General features: G+C 52.5%; 23 protein-coding genes. 18 read left to right on the top strand and 5 right to left on the bottom strand.

What is annotated here, in order from left to right; translation table 11 throughout:
* A partial coding sequence (locus INP77_RS11105) for an integrase core domain-containing protein (protein ID WP_194749078.1) occupies positions 1-449 on the top strand: 449 nt, incomplete at its 5' end.
* Between the two features lie 602 nt (positions 450-1051).
* Here INP77_RS11105 and INP77_RS11100 read toward each other — a convergent pair.
* Both INP77_RS11100 and argH read right to left on the bottom strand, forming a co-directional pair.
* Positions 1052-1723, bottom strand: a complete 672-nt coding sequence (locus INP77_RS11100) for a hypothetical protein (RefSeq protein ID WP_228518888.1) — start codon at positions 1721-1723, stop codon at positions 1052-1054.
* Positions 1724-1785: 62 nt separating this feature from the next.
* Positions 1786-3204: an argininosuccinate lyase gene (gene argH / locus INP77_RS11095; protein ID WP_194749076.1), complete on the bottom strand. Its 1419-nt coding sequence runs from the start codon at positions 3202-3204 to the stop codon at positions 1786-1788.
* A 90-nt stretch (positions 3205-3294) separates the two neighbouring features.
* Here argH and INP77_RS11090 point away from each other — a divergent pair, with 90 nt between their 5' ends.
* Both INP77_RS11090 and INP77_RS11085 read left to right on the top strand, forming a co-directional pair.
* On the top strand, positions 3295-4314 hold the full coding sequence (locus tag INP77_RS11090) for a histidine kinase (protein ID WP_194749075.1): 1020 nt from the start codon (positions 3295-3297) through the stop codon (positions 4312-4314).
* A complete protein-coding gene (locus INP77_RS11085; RefSeq protein WP_194749074.1) occupies positions 4307-5053 on the top strand; it encodes a LytTR family DNA-binding domain-containing protein in 747 nt (248 codons plus the stop codon). The genes INP77_RS11090 and INP77_RS11085 overlap by 8 nt, the downstream gene beginning before the upstream one ends.
* A 17-nt stretch (positions 5054-5070) precedes the next feature.
* Here the strand turns inward: INP77_RS11085 and INP77_RS11080 are convergent, their stop codons facing one another.
* Complete coding sequence (locus INP77_RS11080) at positions 5071-5742, bottom strand: hypothetical protein (RefSeq protein WP_194749073.1); 672 nt, start codon at positions 5740-5742, stop codon at positions 5071-5073.
* Between the two features lie 201 nt (positions 5743-5943).
* On the opposite strand from INP77_RS11080, the gene hemC reads away from it, so the two are divergent.
* Both hemC and INP77_RS11070 read left to right on the top strand, forming a co-directional pair.
* Positions 5944-6879, top strand: a complete 936-nt coding sequence (gene hemC, locus INP77_RS11075) for a hydroxymethylbilane synthase (RefSeq protein WP_194749137.1) — start codon at positions 5944-5946, stop codon at positions 6877-6879.
* Positions 6876-7631: a uroporphyrinogen-III synthase gene (locus INP77_RS11070; protein ID WP_194749072.1), complete on the top strand. Its 756-nt coding sequence runs from the start codon at positions 6876-6878 to the stop codon at positions 7629-7631. Before hemC ends, INP77_RS11070 begins: the two co-directional genes overlap by 4 nt.
* A 3-nt stretch (positions 7632-7634) precedes the next feature.
* Here INP77_RS11070 and INP77_RS11065 read toward each other — a convergent pair whose 3' ends face one another.
* Positions 7635-8300, bottom strand: coding sequence for a hypothetical protein (locus INP77_RS11065; protein WP_194749071.1), 666 nt, complete (start codon positions 8298-8300; stop codon positions 7635-7637).
* A gap of 161 nt (positions 8301-8461) precedes the next feature.
* Here INP77_RS11065 and INP77_RS11060 point away from each other — a divergent pair, with 161 nt between their 5' ends.
* The 9 genes from INP77_RS11060 to INP77_RS11020 all read left to right on the top strand — a co-directional run bounded on the left by INP77_RS11060 (position 8462) and on the right by INP77_RS11020 (position 19828).
* Positions 8462-8767: a helix-turn-helix transcriptional regulator gene (locus INP77_RS11060; RefSeq protein WP_194749070.1), complete on the top strand. Its 306-nt coding sequence runs from the start codon at positions 8462-8464 to the stop codon at positions 8765-8767.
* 17 nt (positions 8768-8784) lie between these two features.
* Entirely contained in the window at positions 8785-10920 is a 2136-nt protein-coding gene (gene aas / locus INP77_RS11055; protein WP_194749069.1) for a bifunctional acyl-ACP--phospholipid O-acyltransferase/long-chain-fatty-acid--ACP ligase, read from the top strand.
* Complete coding sequence (locus INP77_RS11050; RefSeq protein ID WP_194749068.1) at positions 10917-12239, top strand: MFS transporter; 1323 nt, start codon at positions 10917-10919, stop codon at positions 12237-12239. Before aas ends, INP77_RS11050 begins: the two co-directional genes overlap by 4 nt.
* A 1-nt stretch (position 12240) precedes the next feature.
* On the top strand, positions 12241-13848 hold the full coding sequence (locus INP77_RS11045) for a hypothetical protein (protein ID WP_194749067.1): 1608 nt from the start codon (positions 12241-12243) through the stop codon (positions 13846-13848).
* A 193-nt stretch (positions 13849-14041) separates the two neighbouring features.
* The gene (locus INP77_RS11040) at positions 14042-14410 is read left to right on the top strand and encodes a hypothetical protein (protein WP_194749066.1); all 369 of its coding nucleotides are present in this window, start codon (positions 14042-14044) and stop codon (positions 14408-14410) included.
* Positions 14411-14501: 91 nt separating this feature from the next.
* On the top strand, positions 14502-16490 hold the full coding sequence (locus tag INP77_RS11035) for an LTA synthase family protein (protein ID WP_194749065.1): 1989 nt from the start codon (positions 14502-14504) through the stop codon (positions 16488-16490).
* A 9-nt stretch (positions 16491-16499) separates the two neighbouring features.
* A complete protein-coding gene (locus INP77_RS11030) occupies positions 16500-18734 on the top strand; it encodes a lipopolysaccharide kinase InaA family protein (protein ID WP_368667936.1) in 2235 nt (744 codons plus the stop codon).
* A gap of 140 nt (positions 18735-18874) precedes the next feature.
* The gene (gene pqqA, locus INP77_RS11025; RefSeq protein WP_081624291.1) at positions 18875-18946 is read left to right on the top strand and encodes a pyrroloquinoline quinone precursor peptide PqqA; all 72 of its coding nucleotides are present in this window, start codon (positions 18875-18877) and stop codon (positions 18944-18946) included.
* A 138-nt stretch (positions 18947-19084) separates the two neighbouring features.
* On the top strand, positions 19085-19828 hold the full coding sequence (locus INP77_RS11020; RefSeq protein ID WP_194749064.1) for a hypothetical protein: 744 nt from the start codon (positions 19085-19087) through the stop codon (positions 19826-19828).
* A gap of 16 nt (positions 19829-19844) precedes the next feature.
* Here the strand turns inward: INP77_RS11020 and INP77_RS11015 are convergent, their stop codons facing one another.
* The gene (locus tag INP77_RS11015; RefSeq protein ID WP_228518886.1) at positions 19845-20666 is read right to left on the bottom strand and encodes a DUF3034 family protein; all 822 of its coding nucleotides are present in this window, start codon (positions 20664-20666) and stop codon (positions 19845-19847) included.
* A gap of 207 nt (positions 20667-20873) precedes the next feature.
* Here INP77_RS11015 and INP77_RS11010 point away from each other — a divergent pair, with 207 nt between their 5' ends.
* The 4 genes from INP77_RS11010 to INP77_RS10995 all read left to right on the top strand — a co-directional run bounded on the left by INP77_RS11010 (position 20874) and on the right by INP77_RS10995 (position 25091).
* A complete protein-coding gene (locus INP77_RS11010; protein WP_194749062.1) occupies positions 20874-21296 on the top strand; it encodes a group 1 truncated hemoglobin in 423 nt (140 codons plus the stop codon).
* A gap of 19 nt (positions 21297-21315) precedes the next feature.
* The gene (locus tag INP77_RS11005) at positions 21316-21903 is read left to right on the top strand and encodes a methylamine utilization protein (protein WP_194749061.1); all 588 of its coding nucleotides are present in this window, start codon (positions 21316-21318) and stop codon (positions 21901-21903) included.
* Between the two features lie 12 nt (positions 21904-21915).
* Positions 21916-24375: an EAL domain-containing protein gene (locus INP77_RS11000; RefSeq protein WP_194749060.1), complete on the top strand. Its 2460-nt coding sequence runs from the start codon at positions 21916-21918 to the stop codon at positions 24373-24375.
* A 263-nt stretch (positions 24376-24638) separates the two neighbouring features.
* Positions 24639-25091: a MarR family winged helix-turn-helix transcriptional regulator gene (locus INP77_RS10995; RefSeq protein ID WP_194749059.1), complete on the top strand. Its 453-nt coding sequence runs from the start codon at positions 24639-24641 to the stop codon at positions 25089-25091.
* Positions 25092-25124 lie beyond the last annotated feature (33 nt).

Below are 25124 nucleotides of genomic sequence, written 5' to 3'. Positions count from 1 at the left end.
TAGGCATACGTATTAGCCATAGCCGTCCCTATCACCCACAGACCAATGGTAAAGATGAACGGTTCCACCGTACGCTCAAAGCAGAGGTGCTCAATGGCCGCAGCTTTAACTCACTCAATCAGGTTCAAACCGCATTTGATGATTGGCGTCGTGTATATAACCACGAGCGCCCACACGAAGCGATTGCATTGGATACACCCATCAGCCGCTATCGCCCCAGCCCGAGAGCGTTTCCATCCAGACTACCTGAGATTGAGTATGGACCCGATGATGAGGTGGTCACAGTGAAGTGGAATGGTGAGTTGAGATACAAGGGAAAGAGATTCAAGGTATCCAGTGCCTTACACAGGCATGAAGTGGCGATTCGACCTCGCCATGATGAGGATGGTGTTTATGATGTCTTTTATGCGCACCATCATTGCGAAACCATCTACTTTACACAAACATGAAAAACACATTAATGTGTCAACCATGTCCTAATACATGTGTCACCTATGTCTCCGGTCTATACAGCTTGCACAAAGATAAAGTAACCAAAAGAAAGTGCACCCTAGCTTACGCTTGTTTCCTGCGTTGCTCACCAAAACAAGCGGTCACGAAACTCGACCTGGCAGCTCACAAAATACGTGAGCTGCTGCGGGACTCGAACAGTCGCTCCCTTTATTCTTGTTTTGCCTGCGCTACTCGGCGCGTCAGATAGGGGCCCCGGAACACCATGCGACTGCCACCGTTGGCGGATTGAATAAAAGAATTGGTGTTTTCCAACCGTCCAAACTTCAACAGTGTGACTTTGACGAGATCAATCCCATCCCATCACGCTGAGTAGCGGAGACGAAGTGGGTGATGTCGACCATCGGCTGTTCGAGTTCCGCGGCAGCTTGCGTAGTGTGCAAGCTGCTAGGGCGAGTTTCGATGGACGCCCACTTTGTTGAGCAACGCAAGGCAGCCGTCAGGCCGTGATGGCTGGGTGCCGTCTTCTTTGGTTACTTTCTGTGGGGCAAGCAACAGAAAGTAACTCGCCATCAAGGCGAAAAAGAATGTAATGCAAAGGTTACCGCTTAGGCCGCCGCTCTTCCAAAACACCCCAAACCAAACTCAACACCAGCAACAATAGCGCACTCAATACAATCACCGCCAATTGCGGTGTTTGATAAAGCTTGCTGAGCGGGGTGTTAGCAATCGCTGTTGCATTAGCCTGGTAGGTGTCTACCACATGCGTTCTCACGGCCATGACACGGCGCGTTAAATGATCCACCGAGAAGGAATAGCCTTTAAGTGCCGGTAATTCTGGCAGGCGCACGCTTGGCAGCGACAGCTGAGGCAAATGCCAACCCGAACGGTGTTGTGCGCCTTGCGAGAGTTGCACACTCATTACCAGGCCGGGTGTGACAAAGGTTTGCGGATCGATTTCATCGGCTTTTTTAATGCGGTGGGTGATGGTATGCAGGGTTTGCGCATTGGGCACCGCGATGAGTTGCGCGGACTTGGCCGCTTGGTCGGCCTTGAGCAGGATGCCGCGGCTGCGGCTCAGCGTGAGTGATTGCTGCACAAAGCGTTGCTGGAGGACGGGGCTTTGCGGGTACAGTTTGGCGGCGAGGCTGTTGACGCTTTCACCGGGTAGCAAGGGCCAGAGCATGGATTGCTCTTGCTTGGGATTGGCGATGCCAAACGCGGCCTGTACGGGATGGTTAAATAGCCGGAGCATCACGCCAATGACAATCATCAAGCCCGCCATCATCACCAAGTATGATCTGAGATTCCATTGGTGAGGGTGGCGGAGGATCATCAGTGCCCTAACTGTACTCTGGCTTGTGCAATGGCACGGCGCACTTGTTCTGGGGCGGTGCCGCCGGTGTGGTTGCGGCTGGCGACGGAGCCTTCGAGCGTCAGCACTTCAAACACGTCGTCGCTGATGGTGCTGCTAAATGCTTGTAACTCAGACAGGCTGAATTCGGCCAGGTCGCGGCCAGACTCCACACCCGCTTTGACGGCATGCGCGACGACTTCGTGCGCATCGCGGAACGGCATGCCTTTTTTCACCAGGTAATCGGCGAGGTCGGTGGCGGTGGCAAAACCTTCCAATGCCGCCTGGCGCATATTGTCGGCCTTGACGGTGATGCCGCGCAGCATATCGGCATAAATCTGCAAGGTCACCAGCAAGGTGTCGGCCACGTCAAACAAAGGCTCTTTGTCTTCCTGGTTGTCTTTGTTGTAGGCCAGTGGCTGGCCTTTCATCAGAGTCAACAGCCCGATTAAATGGCCATAGACGCGGCCGGTTTTGCCACGCACCAGTTCTGGCACATCCGGGTTTTTCTTCTGCGGCATGATAGACGAGCCGGTACAGAAGCGGTCGGCAATATCAATAAAGCCGAAACGTGGACTCATCCATAGAATCAGCTCTTCGGAGAAGCGCGACAAGTGCATCATGAGCAACGAGGCAGCGGCATTAAATTCAATGGCAAAGTCGCGGTCAGACACGGCATCGAGCGAGTTCTGGCATACGCTGTCAAACCCCAGCAGTTCGGCCACCAGCTCGCGCTTGATCGGGTAGCTGGTGCCCGCCAGTGCGGCAGCGCCCAAGGGCAGGCGGTTGATCCGCTTGCGGGCATCGGCAAAGCGCTCGGCATCGCGGTTGAGCATTTCAAAATAGGCCATCAGGTGGTGGCCAAAGGTCACCGGTTGCGCGACTTGCAGATGGGTAAAGCCAGGCATGATGGTGGCAGCGTTCTTTTCGGCCAAATCTAGCAATGACTTTTGCAGGGCGCGGATGCCGGTAAGGGTGTCATCGACCACACTACGCAACCACAGGCGCACATCGGTGGCAACCTGGTCATTACGTGAACGGCCGGTGTGCAGGCGTTTGCCAGCATCGCCGATTTTCTCGGTAAGGCGTTTTTCGATATTCAGGTGTACGTCTTCAAGATCAAGCAGCCATTCAAATTGTCCGGCTTCAATCTCCGCCAGAATCTCGCCCAGGCCGCGTTTGATCTCTTCTACATCTTGCGCCGAAATGATGCCTTGCGCGCCGAGCATGGTGGCGTGGGCAATCGAGCCTTCAATATCAAACCTGGCCAGGCGTTTGTCAAAATCGACCGAGGCCGTATAACGTTTGACCAGTTCTGCGACCGGCTCATTGAAGCGGCCGGACCAGGCTTGGTCTTTTTGATGCAAAGAAGACTGGGGTGTCGGTTTGGGTGCGGTCAAAACAAATTCTTTCTGCCAATAAGGCTGGCTTGCGCGAGAGGCGCTGAATACTTATGATGCTGGAGCCACATTATAAATGAACATCACGCTGTGCGTAAAACTAGCCGCATTCCCAATTTCCGCAATCTGGGCATACACTTACGTGTGCTGTTGCTGCATCTGTGTTTGCTGGCGTTGCTGGTGGTCTACGATGGACAGCCGGACGCAAGTATTAGCGCCTGGGTAAACGCACTGACGCAGATCAGTAGCCAGTGGCTGCCGCCATTGTTGCTGGTGATGGGGGCGCTGACCCTGGCTTATCCGTGGATGAGCCGCTGGGCATATCGCCCGGCCCTGGCAGGGATTGTGCTGCTGGCGGTTGGCCTGACCGCATTGGCCACGGAAGGCTACCATGTGTGGATTGTGCCTTTGCGTGCCGCGCAATGGTGTCAGGTGCTGTTGCTCTCTGCTGCCGATGTCCTGCTGTGCCTGTATTACCTCGATCTGCTGCAGCGGGCGTATTCGCCTGCCATCGCCGAGGCCCGGTTGCAGGCCTTGCAGGCGCGCATTCGCCCGCATTTTTTGTTTAATAGCCTGAATGCAGCTTTGTCATTGATCCGCAGCCAGCCGCAGCGTGCTGAAACGGCGCTGGAGGATATGGCTGAACTATTCCGCGTGCTAATGGCGGATAACCGTGACCTGGTGCCGTTATCGCAAGAAATTGCCTTGTGCCACCAATACCTCAATATCGAAAAGCTGCGTCTGGATGAACGGTTGCAATGTGACTGGCAATTGTCTGAGCTGCCACCAGAGATGATGATTCCGCCGCTGATTTTGCAGCCTTTGCTTGAGAATGCTATTTATCACGGCATTGAGCCGCAGCCGCAAGGCGGCGTGGTGCATATTGAGATCAAACCCAGCGGCAAAAGCTTGCTGTTAAGGATAAGCAACCCGCTCCCCCCGCCAAGCAACCGGGCGAGTGGCAATAAAATGGCGCTCAAAAACATTCGTGAACGCCTGCGCTTGCATTACGACCTTGAGGCGCAATTGCGTCAGTACGAAGCGGATCAACGGTATATCGTTGAAATCGTCATCCCGACACGGCCCTTGTCCGAGGTGGTGCATGGCTAGCCAGCGACTGTTGATTGTAGACGACGAGCCCTTGGCCAGGCAGCGCTTGCGCGACCTGGTGGGGGATATCGGTGGTTATGAGATCGTTGGTGAGGCAGCCAATGGCGTGGAGGCATTATCGCTGTTGCAGCAACACGCTGCCGAGATTGTGCTGGTGGATATCCGCATGCCCGTGATGGATGGCATTGAGCTGGCCCAGCATTTGCGCGGCTTGGCAACGCCGCCCAAACTGATTTTTACCACTGCTTATGACCATTATGCGCTGCAAGCCTTTGATCTCAATGCCATTGATTATTTGCTGAAACCGATTCGAAGTGAGCGCCTGGCAACGGCCTTGGCCAAAGCGCAGCCTTTGCCAGCGGCGCAGTCACAAGCATTGCAGCCTTTGCAGCAAACCCATGATCATTTAAGCATCCACGAACGTGGCAAAATCATGCTGGTGCCCATCGCCGAGGTGCTTTATTTGCGCGCTGAGCTTAAATACATCACCGTGCGCACGCGCGAAAAAAGTTATTTACTCGAGGGCTCGCTCACGCAGCTGGAGCAAAGTTATCCCGATCTGTTCGTCCGCATACACCGCAACGCATTAGTGGCACGCGCAGCCATCAGCGGCTTTGAAAAACAACGCATGACCGAGGGCGATGAGGCGGGTGAGGCAGCCTGGGTGGTCTTGCTTAAGGGTATTCCCGAGACCCTGATGGTCAGCCGCCGTCACCAGCACATCATTAAGGCCACTTAAGCAGTGGCCGTATGCCGCTATTTTTTCTTCTGTTGCGCCTGGTCTATTACTTTTGCGGCCCAATCACGGCCACCCAGACCAAAGGCGATGGCTAGCGCTAAAAACACCGCGCCAAACACAATCACAAATAATGAATGTATCAGCTGCATGCCGATGCCTAATTGCTCCAGTGCGATGAAAATCGCCAGGATCTGGATGCAATACTCGGCCGAAGTGCTGATTACCAGTGCCTGATCAAATTTGATGCTGTGCAGCCAGGCAAACACCAGGCGATTGATAAAGCGGGCAAATAGCGTCCCAAAGATCACGACCAAAATCGCCACAATGATGTGTGGCAGATAGCTGGCCAGTTCTTTTAACAGGGCGGCCACTTCACTCAGGCCCAGCGAATTGGCACCGGTAATGACAAACAGCAGAATCACCAGCCAATACACCACCTGGCTGATAATGCCGCTCAGGCTCACTTTGTAATTGGCGCTACGCATAAAGGCTTCCAGGCCAGATTTTTGCGCAAAGGTATCAAAATGCGAGAGTTCCAGAATACGCTTTACGCCCAACCGGACTGCTTTGGCTACCAGCCAGCCAAAAAACAGGATCACCATGGCCGCCAGTAATTTGGGCACAAAATGTACGAGTTCGATCCAGAATTGATTGAGAGAAGAAAGAAAAATTTCGATTTGGTACTGCATGAGTAGTCCTCCTCTTTATGTTTAAAAGCATGACTTTTATCGCCACTTGAGGTGTTTGCCGAATGCTCAGCATAACTCAATCCGACTCCCTTGTGGCTCAAAGGTTCATCTCCGCTGCTTGCGCGGCTATCTGGACATGCCGTGTTAAAATGCGCAGCTTAATCCAGCTAACTTCATCACAGGTTATTCATTTTGAGCACACTGAACTCCCCCGCCAAGTTGGTCATTGCCTCCCGCGAAAGCGCACTTGCCATGTGGCAGGCCAAGCACATCCAGGCCAGATTACAGGCCTTGTATCCACAATGCGACGTCAGTATTTTGGGCATGACGACCATGGGCGATCAAATTCTGGATTCGCCGTTATCGAGAATTGGCGGTAAAGGCCTGTTTGTCAAAGAGCTTGAAAACGCGCTGGCAGATGGTCGTGCCGATTTGGCTGTGCACAGCATGAAAGATGTGCCCATGCACCTGCCGGAAGGCTTTACGCTGGTGGCGACGGGCGAGCGCGAGGACCCGCGCGATGCGTTTGTCTCCAATGACTATGCCCGCCTGGATGACCTGCCCGCTGGCAGTGTGGTGGGCACCTCCAGTTTACGCAGGCAAAGCCAGTTACAGGCGCGTTTCCCCACACTCAAGATTGAATCCTTGCGCGGTAACCTGCAAACCCGGTTACGCAAGCTGGACGAAGGCCAATATGCCGCGATTATTCTGGCGGCGGCTGGATTGATCCGTCTCGAATTGGGTCATCGCATCCGCCAGTTTATTTCTCCGCAAGAGAGCATTCCGGCAGTGGGTCAGGGTGCCTTGGGCATTGAGATCAATGCCGCGCGGACGGATTTGAAAACCATTCTGGCACCGCTTAATCACCCCGACACCGAGCTTTGCGTGCTGGCCGAGCGTGGCTTTAGCCGCGCATTGGCGGGGAGTTGCACGGTGCCGCTGGGCGCTTATGCCACCAAGCAAAATGACACTATCACCATGCAGGGATTTGTCGCCAGCGTGGATGGCCAGCAAATGCTGAAAGAGACCGTCACGGGATCCGCAGCAGAGGCTGAAAAACTGGGTCAGCAACTGGCCCTGCAATTGGTGGCGCGCGGTGCAGACAAGATTCTGGCATTGCTGGATGGCATAAAATGACCCTGCCGTTGGCCGGACGCTGGATTGCCGTCACGCGCCCCCCCGAGCAAGCGACCAAGCTAACGGCCGCCATTGAGGCCGCCGGCGGTGCGGTGATCTCGTTTCCGCTGCTGGATATTCAGGCATTGCCTGATCTCAGTGGCTTTGATCAAGCCATCACGCCCTTGGCCCAGTTTGACTGGGTCATTTTTATCAGCAGCAATGCCGTGCAACATGGCATGCCTTTACTGCAGCAGGCAGGCATCCCACCCAGCCTCAAGTTTGCCGCGATTGGCCCAACGACTGCAGCCAGTTTGCAGGCGTTTGGCATTACACAGGTGCTGATCCCGCAAGACCGGTTTGATAGTGAGTCTCTATTGGCACTGGAGCCATTGCAGGTGATGCAACGGCAGCGTGTGTTGATTGTGCGCGGGGTGGGCGGACGCGAAGTACTGGCCGAGACCTTGAAACAGCGCGGGGCGGAGGTCGTGTTTGGTGAATGTTACCGCCGCGTCAATCCGCAAAGCAGTGCACAAGTGCTGGCGCAGGCTTATGATGAAGGCAAATTGCAGGGTATCGTCGTGACTAGCAGTGAGGCTTTGCGCTTTTTGCTCGACCTGGCGCAGGATGCAGCCTGGCTGCAAGCCACGCCTTTGTTTGTTAACCATGCCCGTATTGCCGAGCAGGCAAGTGCGGCGGGTTTGACGGTTTACTGCAGTGGCGTTTCCGGGGATAGCGCCATGCTGAGTTTGTTGCAACGTCAGCTTTCGTAGTCGTCAAAGCAGCCTGCGTCTAAACGCCAGCAACCCCAAACCCAGCCACAGCATCGCCGCTCGATTTGCCTCTGGCACAGCCGAAACAGAAGCCGTGAGCGGGATGTTGATCAGGGGGGGCGAAATTTGACTCGATGAGATTTGAATAGCGCCTCCTGGTTTGATCACGACTTGCCCTCCAACTGCAATCACGCCTGAGGGCGCACTTGTGTGTGTGGTTGGCATATTGAAGTGCACGGTGCCACCGGCATTGAATGACGGGTCAAAAGCTTGCCAATGAATGATGGGGGTTGTCGGGAAGAGACTGTTGTTACCTGCATTGATCACAATTTGCCCACCACCGCTGCCATCGTTTTGAACGGCGTTAATATTCACGTTATTTGCGATCTGGATGCCACCTTGGAATGTCGAAAGCGAAATTTCTTGTGCATTCAATGTAAGGTTTTCAAGCAGCAAATCCCCCTCTGCACGAATGAAGATGCTATCGTCAGAGTCTATCCAGCCGCCATTCAAGGTCAAGTTACCTGCACAGCTGAGCGAGGCGCCAGCGAGTGATGAAATCGACAACGCACCACTGCAGCTAGTGCTGGCAAGGTTGATCACTGCATTGGCATGCGCCGCCACAGGTAGTGCTGCCATCAATGAAAAAAGTGCGGCGTATCGTCCCATTTTTATTCCCTGAATTATTTATGTTTAAATGTTTTAACATAGTGTAGCGGCCTCTGTTTTGCGGTAAATGATGATTTAATGAAACCCGGATTAGGGCGGGGACTAAATATTTTGCGGTCAGCGCTTGACAAAATAAACTAAATAACTAATTATTTAGTTATATGAAAACAGTCACTCACATTCCAGAAGCCTGGACAGACATCTCGGCCCTCTTTGAGGCGCTTGGGGATGCGCACAGGCAACGGATTTTGCTATCGTTTGAAAAAAACGAGCGGTTGACCATCCTGCAGATTGTGGAAAGCTCTCAATTAAGCCGCACAGCCGTTACCCACCATCTCAAGGTGCTGGAGCGTGGTGGCGCGTTACAGAGTGAAAAAATCGGACGCGAAGTCTTTTTCTGGGTCAATAAAGCGTTCATGCAACAAGCACTGGAAAATGTGCTGGACTATATAAAAAACGAAATATAAAAGGGTAGGAAGTGAATATGCTAGTCAGTTTATTAAGGGGTGTCTGTCGGTTATTGTTCAGGGTGCGTGTTACCGGCCTCGAAAATGTGCCAAACGAAGACCGTTTGTTGATTATTGCCAACCACGAATCTTTTCTGGACGGCCTGTTGCTTGGCCTGTTTCTGCCCAAGCGGGCCACTTTTGTCGTGCATACCGGGGTTCTAAAGCACTTCTTCTTCCGGCTATGGCTGAAGATGACACCGCATTTGTCGGTGGACCCTGCCAGCCCGCTGGCGATGAAAAAAGTCATTCAGCGGCTGAATGCCGGTGAAAATGTGGTGATTTTTCCTGAAGGTCGCATCACGCTGACGGGGGCCTTGATGAAGGTGTATGACGGCCCTGGTTTTGTCGCGGCAAAAACCGGCGTCAAGATTTTGCCCGTGAGGGTAGAGGGGGCGGCGCAGTCATATTTTGGCCGCTTGTCAGATGCGCATCCACGCAAGCTGTTGCCTAAAGTCACCTTGACCATTTTACCGCCCACCCAGATTCAGATTGAGCCGCACGGGCATCACGCGCCGTTGACGGCCAAGCAGCGCCGCCGCATAGCTGGTGAAGCCATGCGCAATATCATGCAGCACATGCTGTTCAAGACGCAGCGCAGCACCACGCTGTTTGAAGCCATGCTGGATGCCATGGATAAATATGGTGCCAAAACGCGCATCATCGAAGACATGAACCAGGTCGAAGAGACGTATCAGGAAGTGCTCAAACGCAGCCTGGCGCTGGGCCGCATTGCCACCAAAGTCAGTCAGCGGGATGAGGCGGTTGGCGTGTTGATGCCGAATATCACCAATACGCTGGCTTTGCTATTAGGGATGACCGCGTTTAGGCGTGTCCCGGCCATGCTCAATTACACCGCAGGGGCAGAGGGCATGCGTAACGCCTGTATTGCCGCCAATGTCCGCACCATTATCAGTTCGCGCAAGTTTATTGAAGCCGCCAAGCTTGAAGACACCATCGCTAAAATGCGTGATCTGAATATTGTGTATCTAGAAGACTTGCGTGCCCAGTTTGGCATGCTGGATCGCGCCTGGCTCATGGGCTATGCCTTGCATTATCCGCGTGCCGCCATGGAGCCCGCGACAGAAAACGACACCGCAGTCATCCTGTTTACTTCCGGCTCCGAGGGCAAGCCCAAAGGCGTGGTGCATAACCATAAAAGTATTGTGGCGAATACGCATCAGATTCTGGCCATGCTGGATTTCAATCCTGCTGATAAATTCATGATGGCATTGCCACTGTTTCATGCCTTTGGCTTTACCGGCACCTTGTTGCCTTTCCTGAATGGCATCCCGATTTTGCTGTTCCCGTCGCCGTTGCAATATAAATTGATCCCGGAAGTGATTTATGACAAGGGCTGTACCGTGTTTTTCTCTACCAGCACCTTTCTGGGCAATTATGCCAAGTTTGCGCACCCCTATGATTTTTACAAATTGCGGGTGGTGTTTGCCGGGGCGGAGAAGCTCAATGAAGAAGTGCGCAAAATCTACCATGAAAAATTTGGTATCCGCATCCTCGAAGGCTATGGTACGACTGAATGTGCGCCGGTGCTGGCTGCCAATACGCCAATGGCAAACCGCCATGGGACGGTGGGCCAGTTTTTTCCGGGCATCGAATACCGCTTGGCGCCGGTGCCTGGCATTGAAAACGGCGGCTTGCTCTATGTAAAAGGCGACAACATCATGCAAGGCTATTATTTATATGACCAGCCTGGCGTCCTGGTTTCGCCCAAGGATGGCTGGTATGAAACCGGCGATGTGGTTGAGGTAGATACTGAAGGCTTTATTCATATCAAAGGTCGGGTCAAACGTTTTGCCAAGGTGGCCGGTGAAATGGTCTCACTCGAAGTGGTCGAGAAAATTGCCCATACTGCTGCCCCTGAGCATCAGCATGCCGCGACGACCGTCGCCGATGCCAGCCGTGGCGAGAACATCGTGCTGTTCACCACCGACGACAAACTTAAACGTGAGGATTTGCAAATTGTGGCCAAAAACCTGGGCTCACCGGAAATTGCCATTGCCCGTAAATTGGTAGTGGTGGAACAAATCCCGGTATTAGGCACCGGTAAAACCGACTACGTTACCCTGAAGCAAATGGCGGAAAAAGCGGCATGAAGCGTCCTTTCCAATTGCTGAGCCAGCAACGTTTTGGTCCATTTTTCTGGACGCAGGGCTTGGGGGCATTTAATGACAATGTGTTTAAAACGGCATTGATTACGCAGGTGGCGTTTAACACGGCCAGCTTGACCACGCTGGATGGCAAAATGCTGGCGACCTTGCTGCCTGGCTTGTTTATTCTGCCGTTTTTCCTGTTTTCGGCGTCGGCAGGGCAATTGGCGGATAAGTATGAAAAATCACAACTGATCCGCTGGGTAAAAATGCTGGAGATAGGCATTATGCTATTCGCCAGCATAGGCTTTTTAAGCAACAGTCTTTTCATGCTGGCATTGGCCCTGTTTTTAATGGGGGTGCATTCGACTTTGTTCGGCCCGGTCAAATACTCTTACCTGCCCCAACATCTGCAGGTCAACGAGTTGACCGCTGGCAATGGCCTGGTCGAGATGGGCAGTTTTGTCGCCATTTTGCTGGGGCAGGTATTGGGGGCATGGTTAGGCAGTTTGGAGCAACATGCCTTGTTCACCAGCTTGAGTGTGCTGTTGATTGCGATTTCTGGCTATCACTTGAGCCGCAGCATTCCGCTTTCTCCGCCACCGGTGCCCAAGATCCAGGTGAACTGGAACCCCGTGACCGAGACCATCAAGAACGTACGGACCTTTTGGGCGCAGCAAACGTTGTGGGTCGCGATTGTTGCGATCTCCTGGTTCTGGTTTTTTGGCGCGACCTTGCTGGCGCAATTTCCCAACCTGGCCAAGCATGTATTGCAGGGCACGGAGCGTGACTTTATCAGTCTGTTATCGATCTTTTCGGTGGGGGTAGGCGTCGGTTCTGTCTGGTGTGAAAAGCTCTCCAAAGGCAAGCAGGAGCTAGGCCTAGTCATGCTGGGAGCGGTGGGCATGTCTGTATTTGCCTGGGATTTTGCCAGTGTGACGGGCGATATCCAGCAACAGTTATTGGCACATCCGGGCCTGACTTTGCATCGCTTGCCTGGCTGGAGCGATGAGCGCATGTTGCTGGATGTGGCCTTGCTCGGCATTTGTGGCGGTTTGTATATTGTGCCCTTGTACGTGTTGCTACAGAGTCGCGCGCAACCAGGCTATCAATCCCGTGTGATTGCGTCTAACAACATCATGAATGCACTGTTTATGGTGCTCTCTGCTGGATTCTCGGTCATGCTGTTTGGTATGGGCGTCAGCATCCCGCAGTTGTTTGGTATCACGGCCATGCTCAATGTGCTGGTGGCAATTTATTTGTGCTGGCGCCAGCCAGAATATTGGGTCAGTATGTGCAATTACTTGCGTGTTTGGGGGCGATAGCATGCGGCGTATGGTTGGGGTCGGATTTGGATTCGGCATCGGCTTGATGTCGTCGTTTGTTCATGCGGAGTCCGAAGTGGATAAATTAGGACCCTATGCCAACACGCAATTTCAAACGATGCGGGGGGCTTGCCAGCACTGCCAGACGTTGCCGCAAACCTTATGGTATTTCCGCCATGAGACGTTTTCTGTCCCGGCTGATGGCGAGCCAGTAACACGCATCGACACCCAGATGCGTGGAGTCGAGGATAGTGCGGCACTCAATCCTGTGGCTTTACCGTCACTGGTCTGGACCGGCGCAACTCAACGCTGGTCAGAAATGACGTTAACCGCTGCAGGCAGTTCGGTCTCAACCGCAACAGGCGAGCGCTTCCATTTTAAATTGGTGCCCAAACTTGCCAGTAACCGATCTTACTGGAATGCGGATACGAGTGCTTATTTCAGCCAGTCCAAACTGTGGATACGCGGCGAGTTAGAGGGCGAGACCTTGACGGCGCGCACCGTATGGCCACATGCGTTTAAGCTTGATTTAACCGCTGACCCGCAACCGTTGCAAAAGGATGAAACCTTGCAATCCCTGGTACAGTTTGCCAACGGGGGTGCCCGCAGCCCCTATCAAAGCCGGCTGTTATGGGAGAGGTCACCAGGCCTGGCGCAACAGTCGTCAGGCAAAACAGCCGTCGGCATTTTGCTCAATGGTGCCCAGGGCGATGATGATGAGGCCCATGGCGGTCACTTTGCCCTGGCTACCGGGATCGTCGGTGCGCAAGGCGAATATGCAAACTGGCTGGTCAATAACTACTATAACCTGGCCATCAATAGTGAAAAGGGCGTCATTGCCGGGGTCACGCCTTTCGATAAATACATGGGCGACCTCAATAGTGGGCAGGCATTTTACCGGCCATCCTATATGCTGGTGGCGGTGTTCAGTCAGACGACGATTCCCCAGCAAGTTCAGGCATTGAATAACCGGGTCATGCAGCATTTTTACCACAATGACTTTGTATATGATCACGCCAGGGATAACTGTGCTGGCATCAGCATAGATACTTTACGCCAACTGGGCTGGCAAGTGCCCCGGCGTGGAGTCGAGAGCCTGCTCAAGGCCAGTGCCGCTTACTGGTATGTAGCTGCCACGCAGCAGAGTCTGCAAAAAGGCCGTGCCATTTATGATTACCTGAATACTGAAATGACTCGGCTGTTTCCTGCGGTAGCATTTGACGCCATCGGGCATGACCTGCTCAATATGGCTCAAACTGGTGACCGGTCCACATTAACTTCACCTCGTATGGCGCCTCTGGCCGATCAGCTTGAAGCGATTTACTTTGTACGTATTCCGCAAATTCCATCCAGCCGTGAGTTTGGTCTCGCGCCTGTATATAGCTTTGCCCAGTATCTGCAACAAGCGCCAGCGGATCGTAGCCAATGGAAAGTGATTCCAGTGACGCCAAACCGGTTGCCGGCGTCTTTAAAAGAGGGGCTTGCGCGTCAGCCGCAAGCTGTGAGTCTGATTCCATTGCCTGCAATCCTATGTTTGCTTAGTGTGATCGGGGTCTTGGTGCTGTTGGGCATGCAGATGGTGAGATGGCTAAAACACAGAAAACGTTAAGGCATCCAAGGGCAGCTGGCCTGGCTAATGCGTGTATAGGCCATGGGCCTGGCTGGCGAACTTGAATTCCCGGTGGAGCCGACGCTGGCTTTCAGGATCAGCGTACTCAAACACGCAGGGCTGTTTGCAACTTTTAACGCCTCTGTTGTCACACTTATCATTAAAACAAGCCATTCATTCAGAGGAGTGTGACATGCAAGTTGCGATGAACCGCAAGCTGATACTAACCGCCATCATTTGTTTATTGCTGTATCAGGTAGGGACCTGGATTACGATCGTTGCCGGGGCTATCTGGGGTGCCGGGGCTGCCATTATTGTGGCGCTGGTCACATTTTTTTGTGCGCGTTTGGCCAAACGCGGGGCAAGCAGCACCGTCTGGTTTCTGATTCCCACGCTGTTATTCACGGTCGTACCTTTGTTGGCTAAAGGCTGGAGCCTGTTCACCAGCCAGACCGGTATGGTGGATATGCTGGTGGATTTGGTGCCTTTGCTGGTGGGCTTTGTGATCCCGGTCGCTTTGCTGTCCATGGTCTACCTCGATTTACGTAAAAAATCCTTTTAATCGCACATCTGCAGGCGGATGCTTGCCGGTAGGGCCATAAACGAGATAACCCGTTATAATTCCAAGCTTGATTCAAACAGATTAAGCCTTTATGCAACCTATCTATTTCGGCACGCCTCGCCCGTCTTCAAAACTGTGGAGATTTGCCCACTGGTTTGGCCCTTATGCACCGCTGATTGTCATGTTTATCAGTGGGCTGGTCTTGCTTTCTCTCACGCGCTTGGGGCTGGTGATCTGGAAGTGGGAGCGCGTACAGGCGACCGGTGAACTTTGTCAGATCTTGTTGCAGGGCGTGCGTGTGGATGTCATTCAGCTTGGTTTGCTGGCCTTGATCCCGGTGTTAGTGTCGCCGGTGCTGGCGACCCGTGGCCTGTTCAAGTTTTGGCGCCGATTCACCTTTTGGTGGGTGTTGCTCTCATTGGTGTTGTTGGTGTTTTTAGAGGCGGCCACGCCAGGATTTATTCTTGAGTATGATGTCCGCCCCAACCGCATCTTTGTCGAATATCTCAAGTATCCGCATGAAGTGTTTGGCATGTTGTGGCAAGGCTTTAAAGTCGAACTGTTTTTTGGCTTGGCCATGAGCTTGGTGGCTGTTGCACTGGTTGCGCGTTTATTGAAACCCTGGCGTCAAGCCGAGCCTAAATGGAATAATTTGGCGGTATGGCTGGTCTGGCCATTATTGCTGGTGTTGACGATTTTCGGCATCCGCTCTAGCCTGGGCCACCGCCCGGCCAATCCGGCCTTGTTTGCCATTACCCAGGACAGCATGGTCAACAGCCTGATTTTAAACTCAAGCTATTCGGTATTTTATGCCGCCTACAGTTTGCAGCATGAGGCAAAATCCAGTGCCATTTACGGCAAACTGCCGCGCGAAAAAATCTTTGCCTTGACCGGTGCGCAAGATACCGATATCCCGACCCTGACCACGCTGACACCCAGTGTGCAGCGAGACAAACCATTGAACCTGGTGATTTTGCTGCAAGAGAGTCTGGGCGCAGGCTTTGTCGAATCTCTGGGCGGCAAGCCGGTGACGCCAAATCTGGAAAAGCTCAAAGCTGAGGGCATCTGGTTTACGCATCTGTATGCGACCGGGACGCGCTCGGTGCGCGGGATTGAGGCGGTCGTTACCGGTTTTCAGCCGACGCCGTCAGACAGTACCGTCAAGCTGGACTTGAGCCAGAAGAACTTTTTTACGCTGGCTTCGCTATTGTCCAAACGTGGTTACCTGACCGAGTTTATTTACGGGGGGGAATCCCATTTTGACAATATGCGCAGTTTTTTCATGGGCAATGGTTTTCAGCAGATCACGGACCAACCGGATTTCATCAATCCGGTGTTTGTTGCCAGCTGGGGGGCTTCTGACGAAGATTTGCTCAACAAAACGCATGAGCAGCTGATGGCACACCACGCCAGCGGCAAGCCGTTTTTTACACTTGCGTTCAGCTCGTCTAACCATGCACCCTTTGAGTTCCCGGATGGGCGTATCGAGCTGTATGAGCAGCCCAAGGCGACTGACAACAATGCAGTGAAATATGCCGACTACGCCATCGGCGAGTTCTTTAAAAAAGCCAAAGCCAGCCCTTATTGGAACGATACCGTGTTTTTGATTGTGGCCGACCATGACATTCGCGTGCGTGGCGATTCGCTGGTGCCGATCGAACACTTTCATATCCCGGCGTTGATTCTGGGCGGGGCGGTGCAACCTAAAACCGTTGAAGCAATTGCCAGCCAGATTGACCTGCCGGTGACCGTGTTGTCACTGATGGGCATAGACGCCAAGCATCCGATGACCGGGCATGATTTGTCCAATGTGAGCGCTGACTATCGTGGTCGCGCCATGATGCAGTACAACTACAACTTTGGCTGGATGCAGCAAACTGGCCCAACGGTCTCAGATAACGAAGTGGTGGTATTGCGCGAGGGCAAGGCGCCTGCCTTTGGTCACTACAATCCACTCAGTAAGCAGTTGCAGAATACCGCACCGCCAGCCGATGCCGCGGCATTGGCTGAACGCGCCCTGGCTAACAGCCTGTTGCCTGCCTTGTTGTATCAAGAGCAGCGTTATCGCTTGCCAGAGTAAGGGCTGACTTTGAAAAAACAACCCTCCATGCTGACCCGCCAGGTCATTCTTGATGGCTTGAAATATCTGGCCACAGGCGGTTTCTGGCTCAAACACAGCCACTTGCCAAAACTCGACCATGCCATCCCTGACGACTTTATCGGGATCTGTGTCGCGAGTAATCAGGATCCTGCCACTGATGATTACGTCTTGACGCAATTGCAGATGCTGGGTGTGACCAGGGTGCGGCTGGATATCAGCGATGATGATGCCCGCCCCCATCAAGAGCGTTTTTTGCGCCGTTTGTTAGCGGCTGGCCTCTCGGTGACCTTGCATGTGGTGCAGCCATTTGCCGCGGCCAGAAATATGCGCGACGTCAGTGTGCAGCAAGCGTGGGCAACTTTTGTGAATGAGCTATTGCAAGCCTATGCGGGGCGCATTGCGGCGCTGGAGATTGGCAACACGGTCAACCGCAAAAAATGGGCGGGCTATGACATGCCTGGCTTTATGTTAGCCTGGCAGCAGGCTTACGATCTGGCCAGACAATATCAGGTGCGGGTGGTGGGCCCGAATGTGCAGGATTTTGAGCCGCTGTATAACGTCAGTCTGCTGAAAACGCTGGCTCAGACCCGGCGCTTGCCCGATGTGCACAGTAACAACCTGTTTGTGGAGCGCGTGATTGAGCCAGAGCTGTCCGATGAGCGTATTTTCAAATATCAGTGGACCCGACACCTCAAGTTTAACCTGATCAAAAAAGCCCGTTTGTTGCAAAAAGTGGGGGAAGATTTTGGTGTGCCTGCGCTGGTTTCGCCGGTGGCCTTCTGGGCGATTTACCGCATCAAACGCCACTTGCCGGATGGCGCGCAAAAACAGGCCGATTACGTCGCACGCTACTTTACTTTGTTGGCTGCCTCTGGCGCTTTGCAGCACGCAAACTGGGGCGCCTTCATTTGTCACCGTGAAGGCTTGATTGATGATGGCCTCAAAGATGCAGAGTATCCGGCTCTGGAGCGCGTCGCCTATTACAAATCGGCCGATGGCCAGCGCGAACACTATCAGCACAGACCCAGTTTTTCGGCATTTAAAACGGCATGCGACTGGCTGAACGGGGCGCACTATATTGCGCCTGTGAGTACCGGCCATGGACTCGAAATTCACGAATTACAGCAGCATGGGAAAACCGTGCATATCGCCTGGACCGTCAACGGTCAATGTGCAGTGCTCGACCAAGTCTATTCCCCGCATTGTTTGCAGCTCGCGCAAATCTTTGACCGTGACGGCCAACCGGTACCAGACCGGCAATTAGTGACCGAGTCACCGGTGTATCTGGTGTGGCCGGAGCCGGACCAGATGTTACTACGCACGGCGCAACCTGCCTTGAGTGGCACGGTGATTCATGCGCATATAGGCGGCAAACAGTATTTTCCGGTACATGAAGGCGATTGGCGCGGCTTGATTCTGGCAAAGGATGCCGAAGAGGCCAGACAATTATGGCAGGCCTGGCATCCGGAAACGCTGACTCCGCCTGCCAAACAGCAGGCGTTGCGCCATGCTAGAAATGCGATTTGGTCCTTGCCTGACCCGAGAACTCCCGGTCAGCAGGTGACTGTGAAAAAACCGGTGCGCATGTATTGGCATAAAACGCTACTGGACAGATTTAAACCCAGCAAAGCCAAGCGTAGCTGGAACGGGGCGATGGAATTGCTGCGGCGAGGCGTGGGTACCGCCATGCCTGTCGCATTCATCGAGCATACGCATGACACCACGTTGCGCCGCAATTTTTATATCTGTGATTTTGTGCCGCATCAGTTTGCCATTTCCAAGGCGTTTCTGGCTTTTCGCGAGGGCGCGACCGAATACGAGGGCCTGACTGCTGAGCATTTGTATCAGGCCTTTGCCCGGTTTTGCCTGCATATGCACCATTCGGGGATTTATTTCCGCGATTTTTCCGGGGGCAATATCCTGGTGCAGCGTGAGGGTGATCTGTTACAGTTTGTGCTGATAGACACCGCCCGCTTGCATGCGACGCCGAGAGCGACGCCGATGTCGAATCGTCTGGCCGACTTGACGCGCGCTTTGAACAAACTGCATTGGGAAGGCCGCAAGCAGTTTTTGCAAATATATCTCGGCATGAGCGGTCGCCGCCTGAGCTGGCAGTTTTTATGGCCGTTTTACGTCTATGACTTCAAGGTGAGCCTCAAGCGCACCATCGGCCGCAAAGGCATCAGCAAATTGTTGCGCCAGATCAAGTCACGGGCGGATTAAGGGGTATATCAGGCGATACTCATGAAAATCATGAACGCATGTTGCGCAGTTTAATCACGACAATCTTTTAGCCGAGTTTTAATATGGTCACACGTTGATAGCAACTGCTAAGACGAATTTAGGATAAAGGAGAAATGACTATGTGGACTAAACCAGCTGCTACCGAAATGCGTTTCGGCTTTGAAGTAACTATGTACGTTATGAACAAATAATTTGTTCCTGATGGCATGAACGGGCGCTTTAGCGCCCGTTTTCATTTCCGGCGACTCTGTTATCTTGATAAAAGATGCCGCACAAAACTTTTCTGGTCAAGCCTGCTCAAATGCCAGAATCGTTTGAGAGAAATCACTATGCCTGGCCTTAATAAATGCCTGACTCAAATCAGCTCCGCCCTGGTGTTATGGATGGTCCATGCCACCGTCATTGCTTGCCTGGATCAGCAGTCTTTAAAAACGCTGGCAGACAAGGAAATGCAATACATGCTGCAGCGTATCCCACCTGCATTTGCGGATGCAGTGGCTGATCAGCAGGTCAGTGGCAGCATGTCCGTCACCACGACGCAACCTTGTCAGATCCACTGGCAGTTACAACTGCCAGCGGCAGACCTCGCCGAAGCACACGCCTTGTTGCAAGCCGATCCGGCCAAGCAAATCATGTTGGCTGCACAAGGCTATCAAGTGCCCGAGACGACAGATAATCAGGCTGATTTTAGTCTAGATGAAGCTAGCTTGCAGCCGCTGCATCGCGATACCTTGCAGACGGCGCCACTGGGTAAATTGCGCGCCAGCGTGGAACTCATGTATGCGATGTTGACCCAGGCCAGGGCCGATGCAGTATCCACGTCCAAGCCCTGGACGGATTCGGATCAGCAGGCACTGAAGCAGACTTGCCAGCAGCGCTACCATGCCGACGATATGACGCAGGCCTGCGACTGCTATGCACTCGGTCTTGCGCAAAAGTATAGTTACCGGCAAGTGCGTTACAACCAATATCTTTTGACCAATCCGTATGCTTTTGCGACCGGCAATGGTGCGGCTTACAAGCAACTGGACAAAGCCTTGCAGGCGACATGCGGCCTGCAGACGCTCAAATAACGACTTGTCGGTTCACTTAGTAATTTAACTGGCCTGACAAGTACCAACCGGTCTGGTCGTCCTTGTTGGCGATTCTGCCCAAATCAATATAGGCGCCAGTGATAGACACGTTGCGGTGCGGAAACCAGGTCATGAAAATATCGTGCGCACTGTTTTCTTTGTATACCGACAGGTTATTCGGTTTTCCGCGATATTCAGTGCCGATGAGCCAGTTATCCGAAAGCATGATCGCTGCCGAGGCGGCTGGCAGGATACGATAGCGGTCATGCCGGTCACCGCCAAATCCCAAGAGGCCAAACTGGTTGGCTTTACTGGCATGCAGATTGGCATTGATGAGCAAGTTGTAGCCATTCAGCGCACCCAAAAATAACTTGCTGGTGGCCACATAATAATCAATGCCATCGCGATCTTTGGCGCCCAGCGCCTTGGGCACAAAGTGGTAGTCCTCGTTATATTTGTATTGGGCCCCCACCGAGATTTGTGGCAGCCAGCTGTCCTGTTCATAGACGGCGTCGCCTATCAGGCGTAATTTTATGCCTAATGTGTTCAGGCGGACTTCCTCGCCAGGCACCGTATCGCTCAAGCCGAACCGCGCCTGGCTGGCACTGAGTTCGATGCGATTGAAAGCACCAATCGCGATCCCAGAGGTATTTAATTTAAAGTCGCCCTTGGTTTGTGCATGCGTATAAAACACCGAGCCGCCAATTTGTTTGTCTGTGCCATAACCGCTAATCACAGCCCAAGGCATCAAGCCACCGCCTGCCGCCCCCTCAATCTGGGTGACGCCACCGGTCGCTAACAGGCGATCGCCTGCGTTGGCTACGAAAGGCAAGGTCATTGCTGTTGCCACTGCAATGCAGCCGATCAGAAGGGGAGAAGAATGCATGGTAACGCTTTCAAAATTTGATCTGATAACATCATTATCTCGTTTTCGCGATAAGAATCATTGCGAAAATAGCGATTGATTTGATTGGCTTTTTCATGGTTTCAAACTTTTTAAGCTCACGTAATATGCTGATAGTGTGGCAATTTAACGGAGGAAGAAATGCGAAGGTTGATCTGGATTGGCTTGTTGCTGTGCATGGCGGGGTGTCCCGCCCAGCCCAAGCCTGATGCAAGCTTGTTCAGCCGTATCGGTGGCCTGCCGATGCTGAGCCGCTTGTCGAATCAAACTTTGGATATTGTCAGCAAGGATCCACGTACAGCCCGCTCATTTGAAGGGGTGAAAATGGTCACGCTTAAACAGAGTCTGACCAATTTTTTATGTGTTAAAACTGGCGGGCAATGTGAGTATGAGGGTGAAACCATGAAAAATGCGCATGCCGATGCCCATATCACCATGGCAGAATTCGAAATTATGGTTGAGGTATTGCGGGAGCGCATGGATATCAATGGCGTAGGCACCAAAGAAAAGAATGAGCTGTTGAAGATACTGGCGCCCATGAAGCGGGACGTGGTCAGTGACTAAACTTGCAAAGGATAAAAACATGCGTTTTTTGAGCAGGCCGCTGCTTGGCGCAGGACTCTGGTTACTCTGTCTGGGGCTGTCTGCGCACGCCGCGGAAGTGACGCTCACTGTGACGGATGCTGCGGGCCGGCCGGTCACCGATGCGGTCGTCGCGTTTTATGACAAGAAAACCCCTGCAATCAGTCCAGCCCCTGGCAAGATCGTGCAAAAAAACAAAATGTTTAACCCCAAGGTAACTGTAATCCAGACCGGTACCAAGGTGAATTTTCCGAATGAAGATACGGTGAGGCACCATGTCTACTCATTTTCACCTGCCAAAAAATTCGAGCTGAAGTTGTATTCCGGCGTGCCAACGGACCCCGTGTTGTTTGATCAGGCGGGATTGGTGACATTAGGGTGCAACATTCATGATTCTATGGTAGGGTATATTTATGTCGTCGATACCCCGTTTTTTGTCAAAACGGACGACCAAGGCAAGGCCATGATCAAGCTCAGTGATGGTCAATACAGTTATCAAGCCTGGCTACCAGGACAAAATAAACCTGGTACAGAACAAAAGGTAAATATTGAAGGGGCCGCAACCGAGCTGAAAATTGCGCTTCCCTAACATTCTCACTGCATGATCCAGTTCAAACACATTCGCTCGCGAATTGCTTTTACATTCTTAACCGTGGTCATTGCCATTCAGTTGGCAGGTCTGGTTCCGCTTAAATATGCCCTGGTAAAACATGCCAACCGTCTGGCCGAAGAGCAGATGGAGGTCGGCGAACGGGTATTTGTCAATTTGCTGCAACACAACACGCAAAGTCTCAAACAGGCGACGCAAGTGTTGGCCGCGGATTATGCCTTTAGGGAAGCCGTTGCCACCAACGATGCGGAAACGATTGCCTCCGCACTGGAAAGCTACCAGGGCCGCATCCATGCTCAGGTCGCCTATTTCGTCAGTCAAGATGAAGCGATGGTCATCGGCACCCAGGAAAGCGAGTCTGCCATTTCTGGCAGTGCGGCCCATCAGGAGTTTGTACAGGCCATTATCGAGAATCAAACCGGCACACTCAAGTTTGAACTGGTGGATGGCAAACCTTATCAGTTGATTGCCGTGCCGGTTAAAGCACCCGAAGTGATCGGCTGGGTAGTGATGGGGTTTGCCGTGGATAACCGCCTGGCCGCGCAAATCAAGCAACTGACGCACCTGGATGTCACCTTTGTACAAAAAACCCATCAGCACGATTGGGCGCTGGTTACGGGGACTGCCAACCACGAACTTTCAAACCTGCTGGTCAAAACCGTTTCCGATGTGTATGCGCAGAAGCTGTCTTTACACAAGGTCGACCTGGATGGCATTACCTACCATCTTAAAATACGTTCCTTGCATGAAACCAAGGATGAAGCTTTGCTGGTGGTGCTGCAGGGCTCGGTAGAACCTTACCTGCAGGATTTGAACACGCTTTTTAAAGTGATGATTTTCCTGACCTTGCTTGGTGTGGTCATTTTCGCTGCCTTGATCTGGTATGTTTCGCGCAAAACTACCGAACCGATTGCGACGCTGGTTAAAAATGCCGATGACATTGCCATGGGCAATTATGACAAGCCAATTCAGGTGACCAGTACGGATGAGATCGGATTGCTGGCAACCGCCCTCAACAGCATGCGTGAAGCGGTGTTGCAACGCAGCTTGCGCATCCAGCGGCTGGCATTTAATGATGAGCTGACTGGTCTTTCCAACCGCCTGGCATTTACCCAAGGCGTACATCAGGCCATGCTGGCCCATGCCCAGAGCAATGCCAAGCTGAGTATTCTGGTCATCAATATTCACCGCTTCAAGCCTATCAACAAAACGCTAGGTCGGGATTTTGGCGATGATTTGCTGCGCCACGTCGGTCAGGTGCTCAAACAGCATGTATTGAGTGAGCAAGACATGGTGGCGCGCCTTGATGCTGATGAATTTGCCGTGTTGTTACAGCATGCCGATCAGGCGCAAGCCACCCGCTTTGCAGATGCCATCCAACAGGTATTTGAGCAACCGGTGCAGGTGCAGGGCCAAGCCATTGATGTACAGGCGGGCATGGGGATTGCGCTGTATCCCGAACATGGCATGGACGAAGAATCTTTACTCAACCACGCCGAGACGGCACTGCAAGAATCCAGACTCAAAAAGACGCCCTGGATTGTCTACAATACCTCGCTGGAAATTGACCAGTCCGAGACATTGACCCTGATCTCTGACCTTAAGGAAGCCATCCAGCAAAACCAGTTATTGCTCTACATCCAGCCCAAGGTCGATGTCTCGACCCGCCGTGCGCTGGGCGGTGAAGCCCTGATTCGTTGGGTGCATCCGCAAAAAGGCATGATTTTCCCTGACCAGTTTATTCCGTTTGCAGAACAGACCGGTATTATCAGTGACCTCACGCAATGGATGTTGCGCCGCGCCTGTGAAGCGTTGGCGGATTTCAAAAAACAAGGCTTGCATATCAGCCTGGCGGTGAATCTTTCAACCCGTGACCTCAACAACATGGAGTTGCCGCAACAGATTGCCGATTTGTTGGCCGCACATGGCTTGACCACCAAATCACTCAAGCTTGAAATCACCGAAGGCAGCTTGATGCAGGATCCTGAGCGGGCGGAAATTGTCGTGCGCAAACTGGCGGCTATGGGATTGCATCTGGCCATTGATGACTTTGGTACCGGCTACTCCTCGCTGGCTTATTTGCGTCAACTGCCGGTGCAAGAACTTAAAATTGACCGCTCATTTGTCATGTTTATGGATAAAAACGCCGGCGATGCCAGCATCGTGAAATCGACCATCGATCTGGCGCACAACCTGGGCTTGATCGTGGTGGCCGAAGGCATAGAAAACGAACTGGTGCTCAACCAGTTGGCCAAGCTCGGTTGCAATGAGGGGCAAGGCTACTTTATTGGCAAGCCCATGCCAGAAAAAGACTTTTCGATCTGGCTCGAGCGCTGGCAAGGTCAAAACGACATAGACATTGATATCGGCGATGATTTTAACTATGCCGTCAATCCGCTCGATATCGAGCCGGCGCCTCAAGACCCCTACACGCTGGATAACCTCAATTAATTCAATGCTACGCACCAGGCCTTGATTTCAAGGCAACTGGCCTATCTATAAGAATTATTTATCGATTGAATTAAATAATTCAATTTTATTTAAAAATAAAAGCGTTTTATCATGCACTTCATACATGAAAGGAGCGCAAGATGAGCCAAATCAGAATGCACAAGAAAGCCAACTTCATCATTCACTACATGATGCAGTGGCTGAACAAATAAGATTAAAAAGTTGTTGAAAATATAATAGCACGCGATTTATAATCGCAGTATATGAATAATTCTGCATCAACCCAAACGCCATTGCTTAATGAGCAGTTATGTTTTTCTGTGTATTCGCTGTCGCTGGCGATTAACAAAGTATATCGCCCACTGCTCAAAACACTGGAATTAACCTATCCGCAGTATTTGGTCATGATGGTGTTATGGGAGAGCGATCAGCGTACCGTCAGTGATATTGGTGAGCAGTTGTTTCTGGATTCGGCAACGCTGACCCCTTTGTTGAAAAGGCTGGAAGCCGCTGAATTTTTGCAGCGTGTGCGCTCGACCGAAGATGAAAGGCAAGTGATTATCTGCCTGACGCAGACCGGCCGTCAGCTGAGGCTGAAGGCCGCCGGGATTATGGATGACATGTTGTGTGCCATGGGCTGCTCATTGCAAGAGGTCGGTGAGTTACGCGAGCGCTTGAATGCGCTGCGCAACCATTTGATTCAGCATCAAGCGTAGTAAACATAAACAAATGGTTTATGGTGTTTTAAG

It is taken from the genome of Methylophilus sp. 13, assembly GCF_015354335.1.
Classification (GTDB): Bacteria; Pseudomonadota; Gammaproteobacteria; order Burkholderiales; family Methylophilaceae; genus Methylophilus; species Methylophilus glucosoxydans.
This window is presented reverse-complemented; position numbering and strand designations above follow the sequence as displayed.

What these genes read in the sequence shown, in the direction of transcription:
- INP77_RS11080 (WP_194749073.1), bottom strand. Translation starts at nt 5,742, where the DNA reads ATGCAGTACCAAATCGAAATTTTTCTTTCTTCTCTCAATCAATTCTGG.
- INP77_RS11020 (WP_194749064.1), top strand. Translation starts at nt 19,085, where the DNA reads ATGCCTGGCCTTAATAAATGCCTGACTCAAATCAGCTCCGCCCTGGTG.
- INP77_RS11015 (WP_228518886.1), bottom strand. Translation starts at nt 20,666, where the DNA reads ATGACCTTGCCTTTCGTAGCCAACGCAGGCGATCGCCTGTTAGCGACC.
- INP77_RS11045 (WP_194749067.1), top strand. Translation starts at nt 12,241, where the DNA reads ATGCGGCGTATGGTTGGGGTCGGATTTGGATTCGGCATCGGCTTGATG.
- INP77_RS11060 (WP_194749070.1), top strand. Translation starts at nt 8,462, where the DNA reads ATGAAAACAGTCACTCACATTCCAGAAGCCTGGACAGACATCTCGGCC.
- INP77_RS11070 (WP_194749072.1), top strand. Translation starts at nt 6,876, where the DNA reads ATGACCCTGCCGTTGGCCGGACGCTGGATTGCCGTCACGCGCCCCCCC.
- aas (WP_194749069.1), top strand. Translation starts at nt 8,785, where the DNA reads ATGCTAGTCAGTTTATTAAGGGGTGTCTGTCGGTTATTGTTCAGGGTG.
- INP77_RS11010 (WP_194749062.1), top strand. Translation starts at nt 20,874, where the DNA reads ATGCGAAGGTTGATCTGGATTGGCTTGTTGCTGTGCATGGCGGGGTGT.
- INP77_RS11085 (WP_194749074.1), top strand. Translation starts at nt 4,307, where the DNA reads ATGGCTAGCCAGCGACTGTTGATTGTAGACGACGAGCCCTTGGCCAGG.
- INP77_RS11050 (WP_194749068.1), top strand. Translation starts at nt 10,917, where the DNA reads ATGAAGCGTCCTTTCCAATTGCTGAGCCAGCAACGTTTTGGTCCATTT.
- INP77_RS11000 (WP_194749060.1), top strand. Translation starts at nt 21,916, where the DNA reads ATGATCCAGTTCAAACACATTCGCTCGCGAATTGCTTTTACATTCTTA.
- INP77_RS11065 (WP_194749071.1), bottom strand. Translation starts at nt 8,300, where the DNA reads ATGGGACGATACGCCGCACTTTTTTCATTGATGGCAGCACTACCTGTG.
- INP77_RS11035 (WP_194749065.1), top strand. Translation starts at nt 14,502, where the DNA reads ATGCAACCTATCTATTTCGGCACGCCTCGCCCGTCTTCAAAACTGTGG.
- INP77_RS10995 (WP_194749059.1), top strand. Translation starts at nt 24,639, where the DNA reads ATGAATAATTCTGCATCAACCCAAACGCCATTGCTTAATGAGCAGTTA.
- INP77_RS11100 (WP_228518888.1), bottom strand. Translation starts at nt 1,723, where the DNA reads ATGATTGTCATTGGCGTGATGCTCCGGCTATTTAACCATCCCGTACAG.
- INP77_RS11005 (WP_194749061.1), top strand. Translation starts at nt 21,316, where the DNA reads ATGCGTTTTTTGAGCAGGCCGCTGCTTGGCGCAGGACTCTGGTTACTC.
- INP77_RS11040 (WP_194749066.1), top strand. Translation starts at nt 14,042, where the DNA reads ATGCAAGTTGCGATGAACCGCAAGCTGATACTAACCGCCATCATTTGT.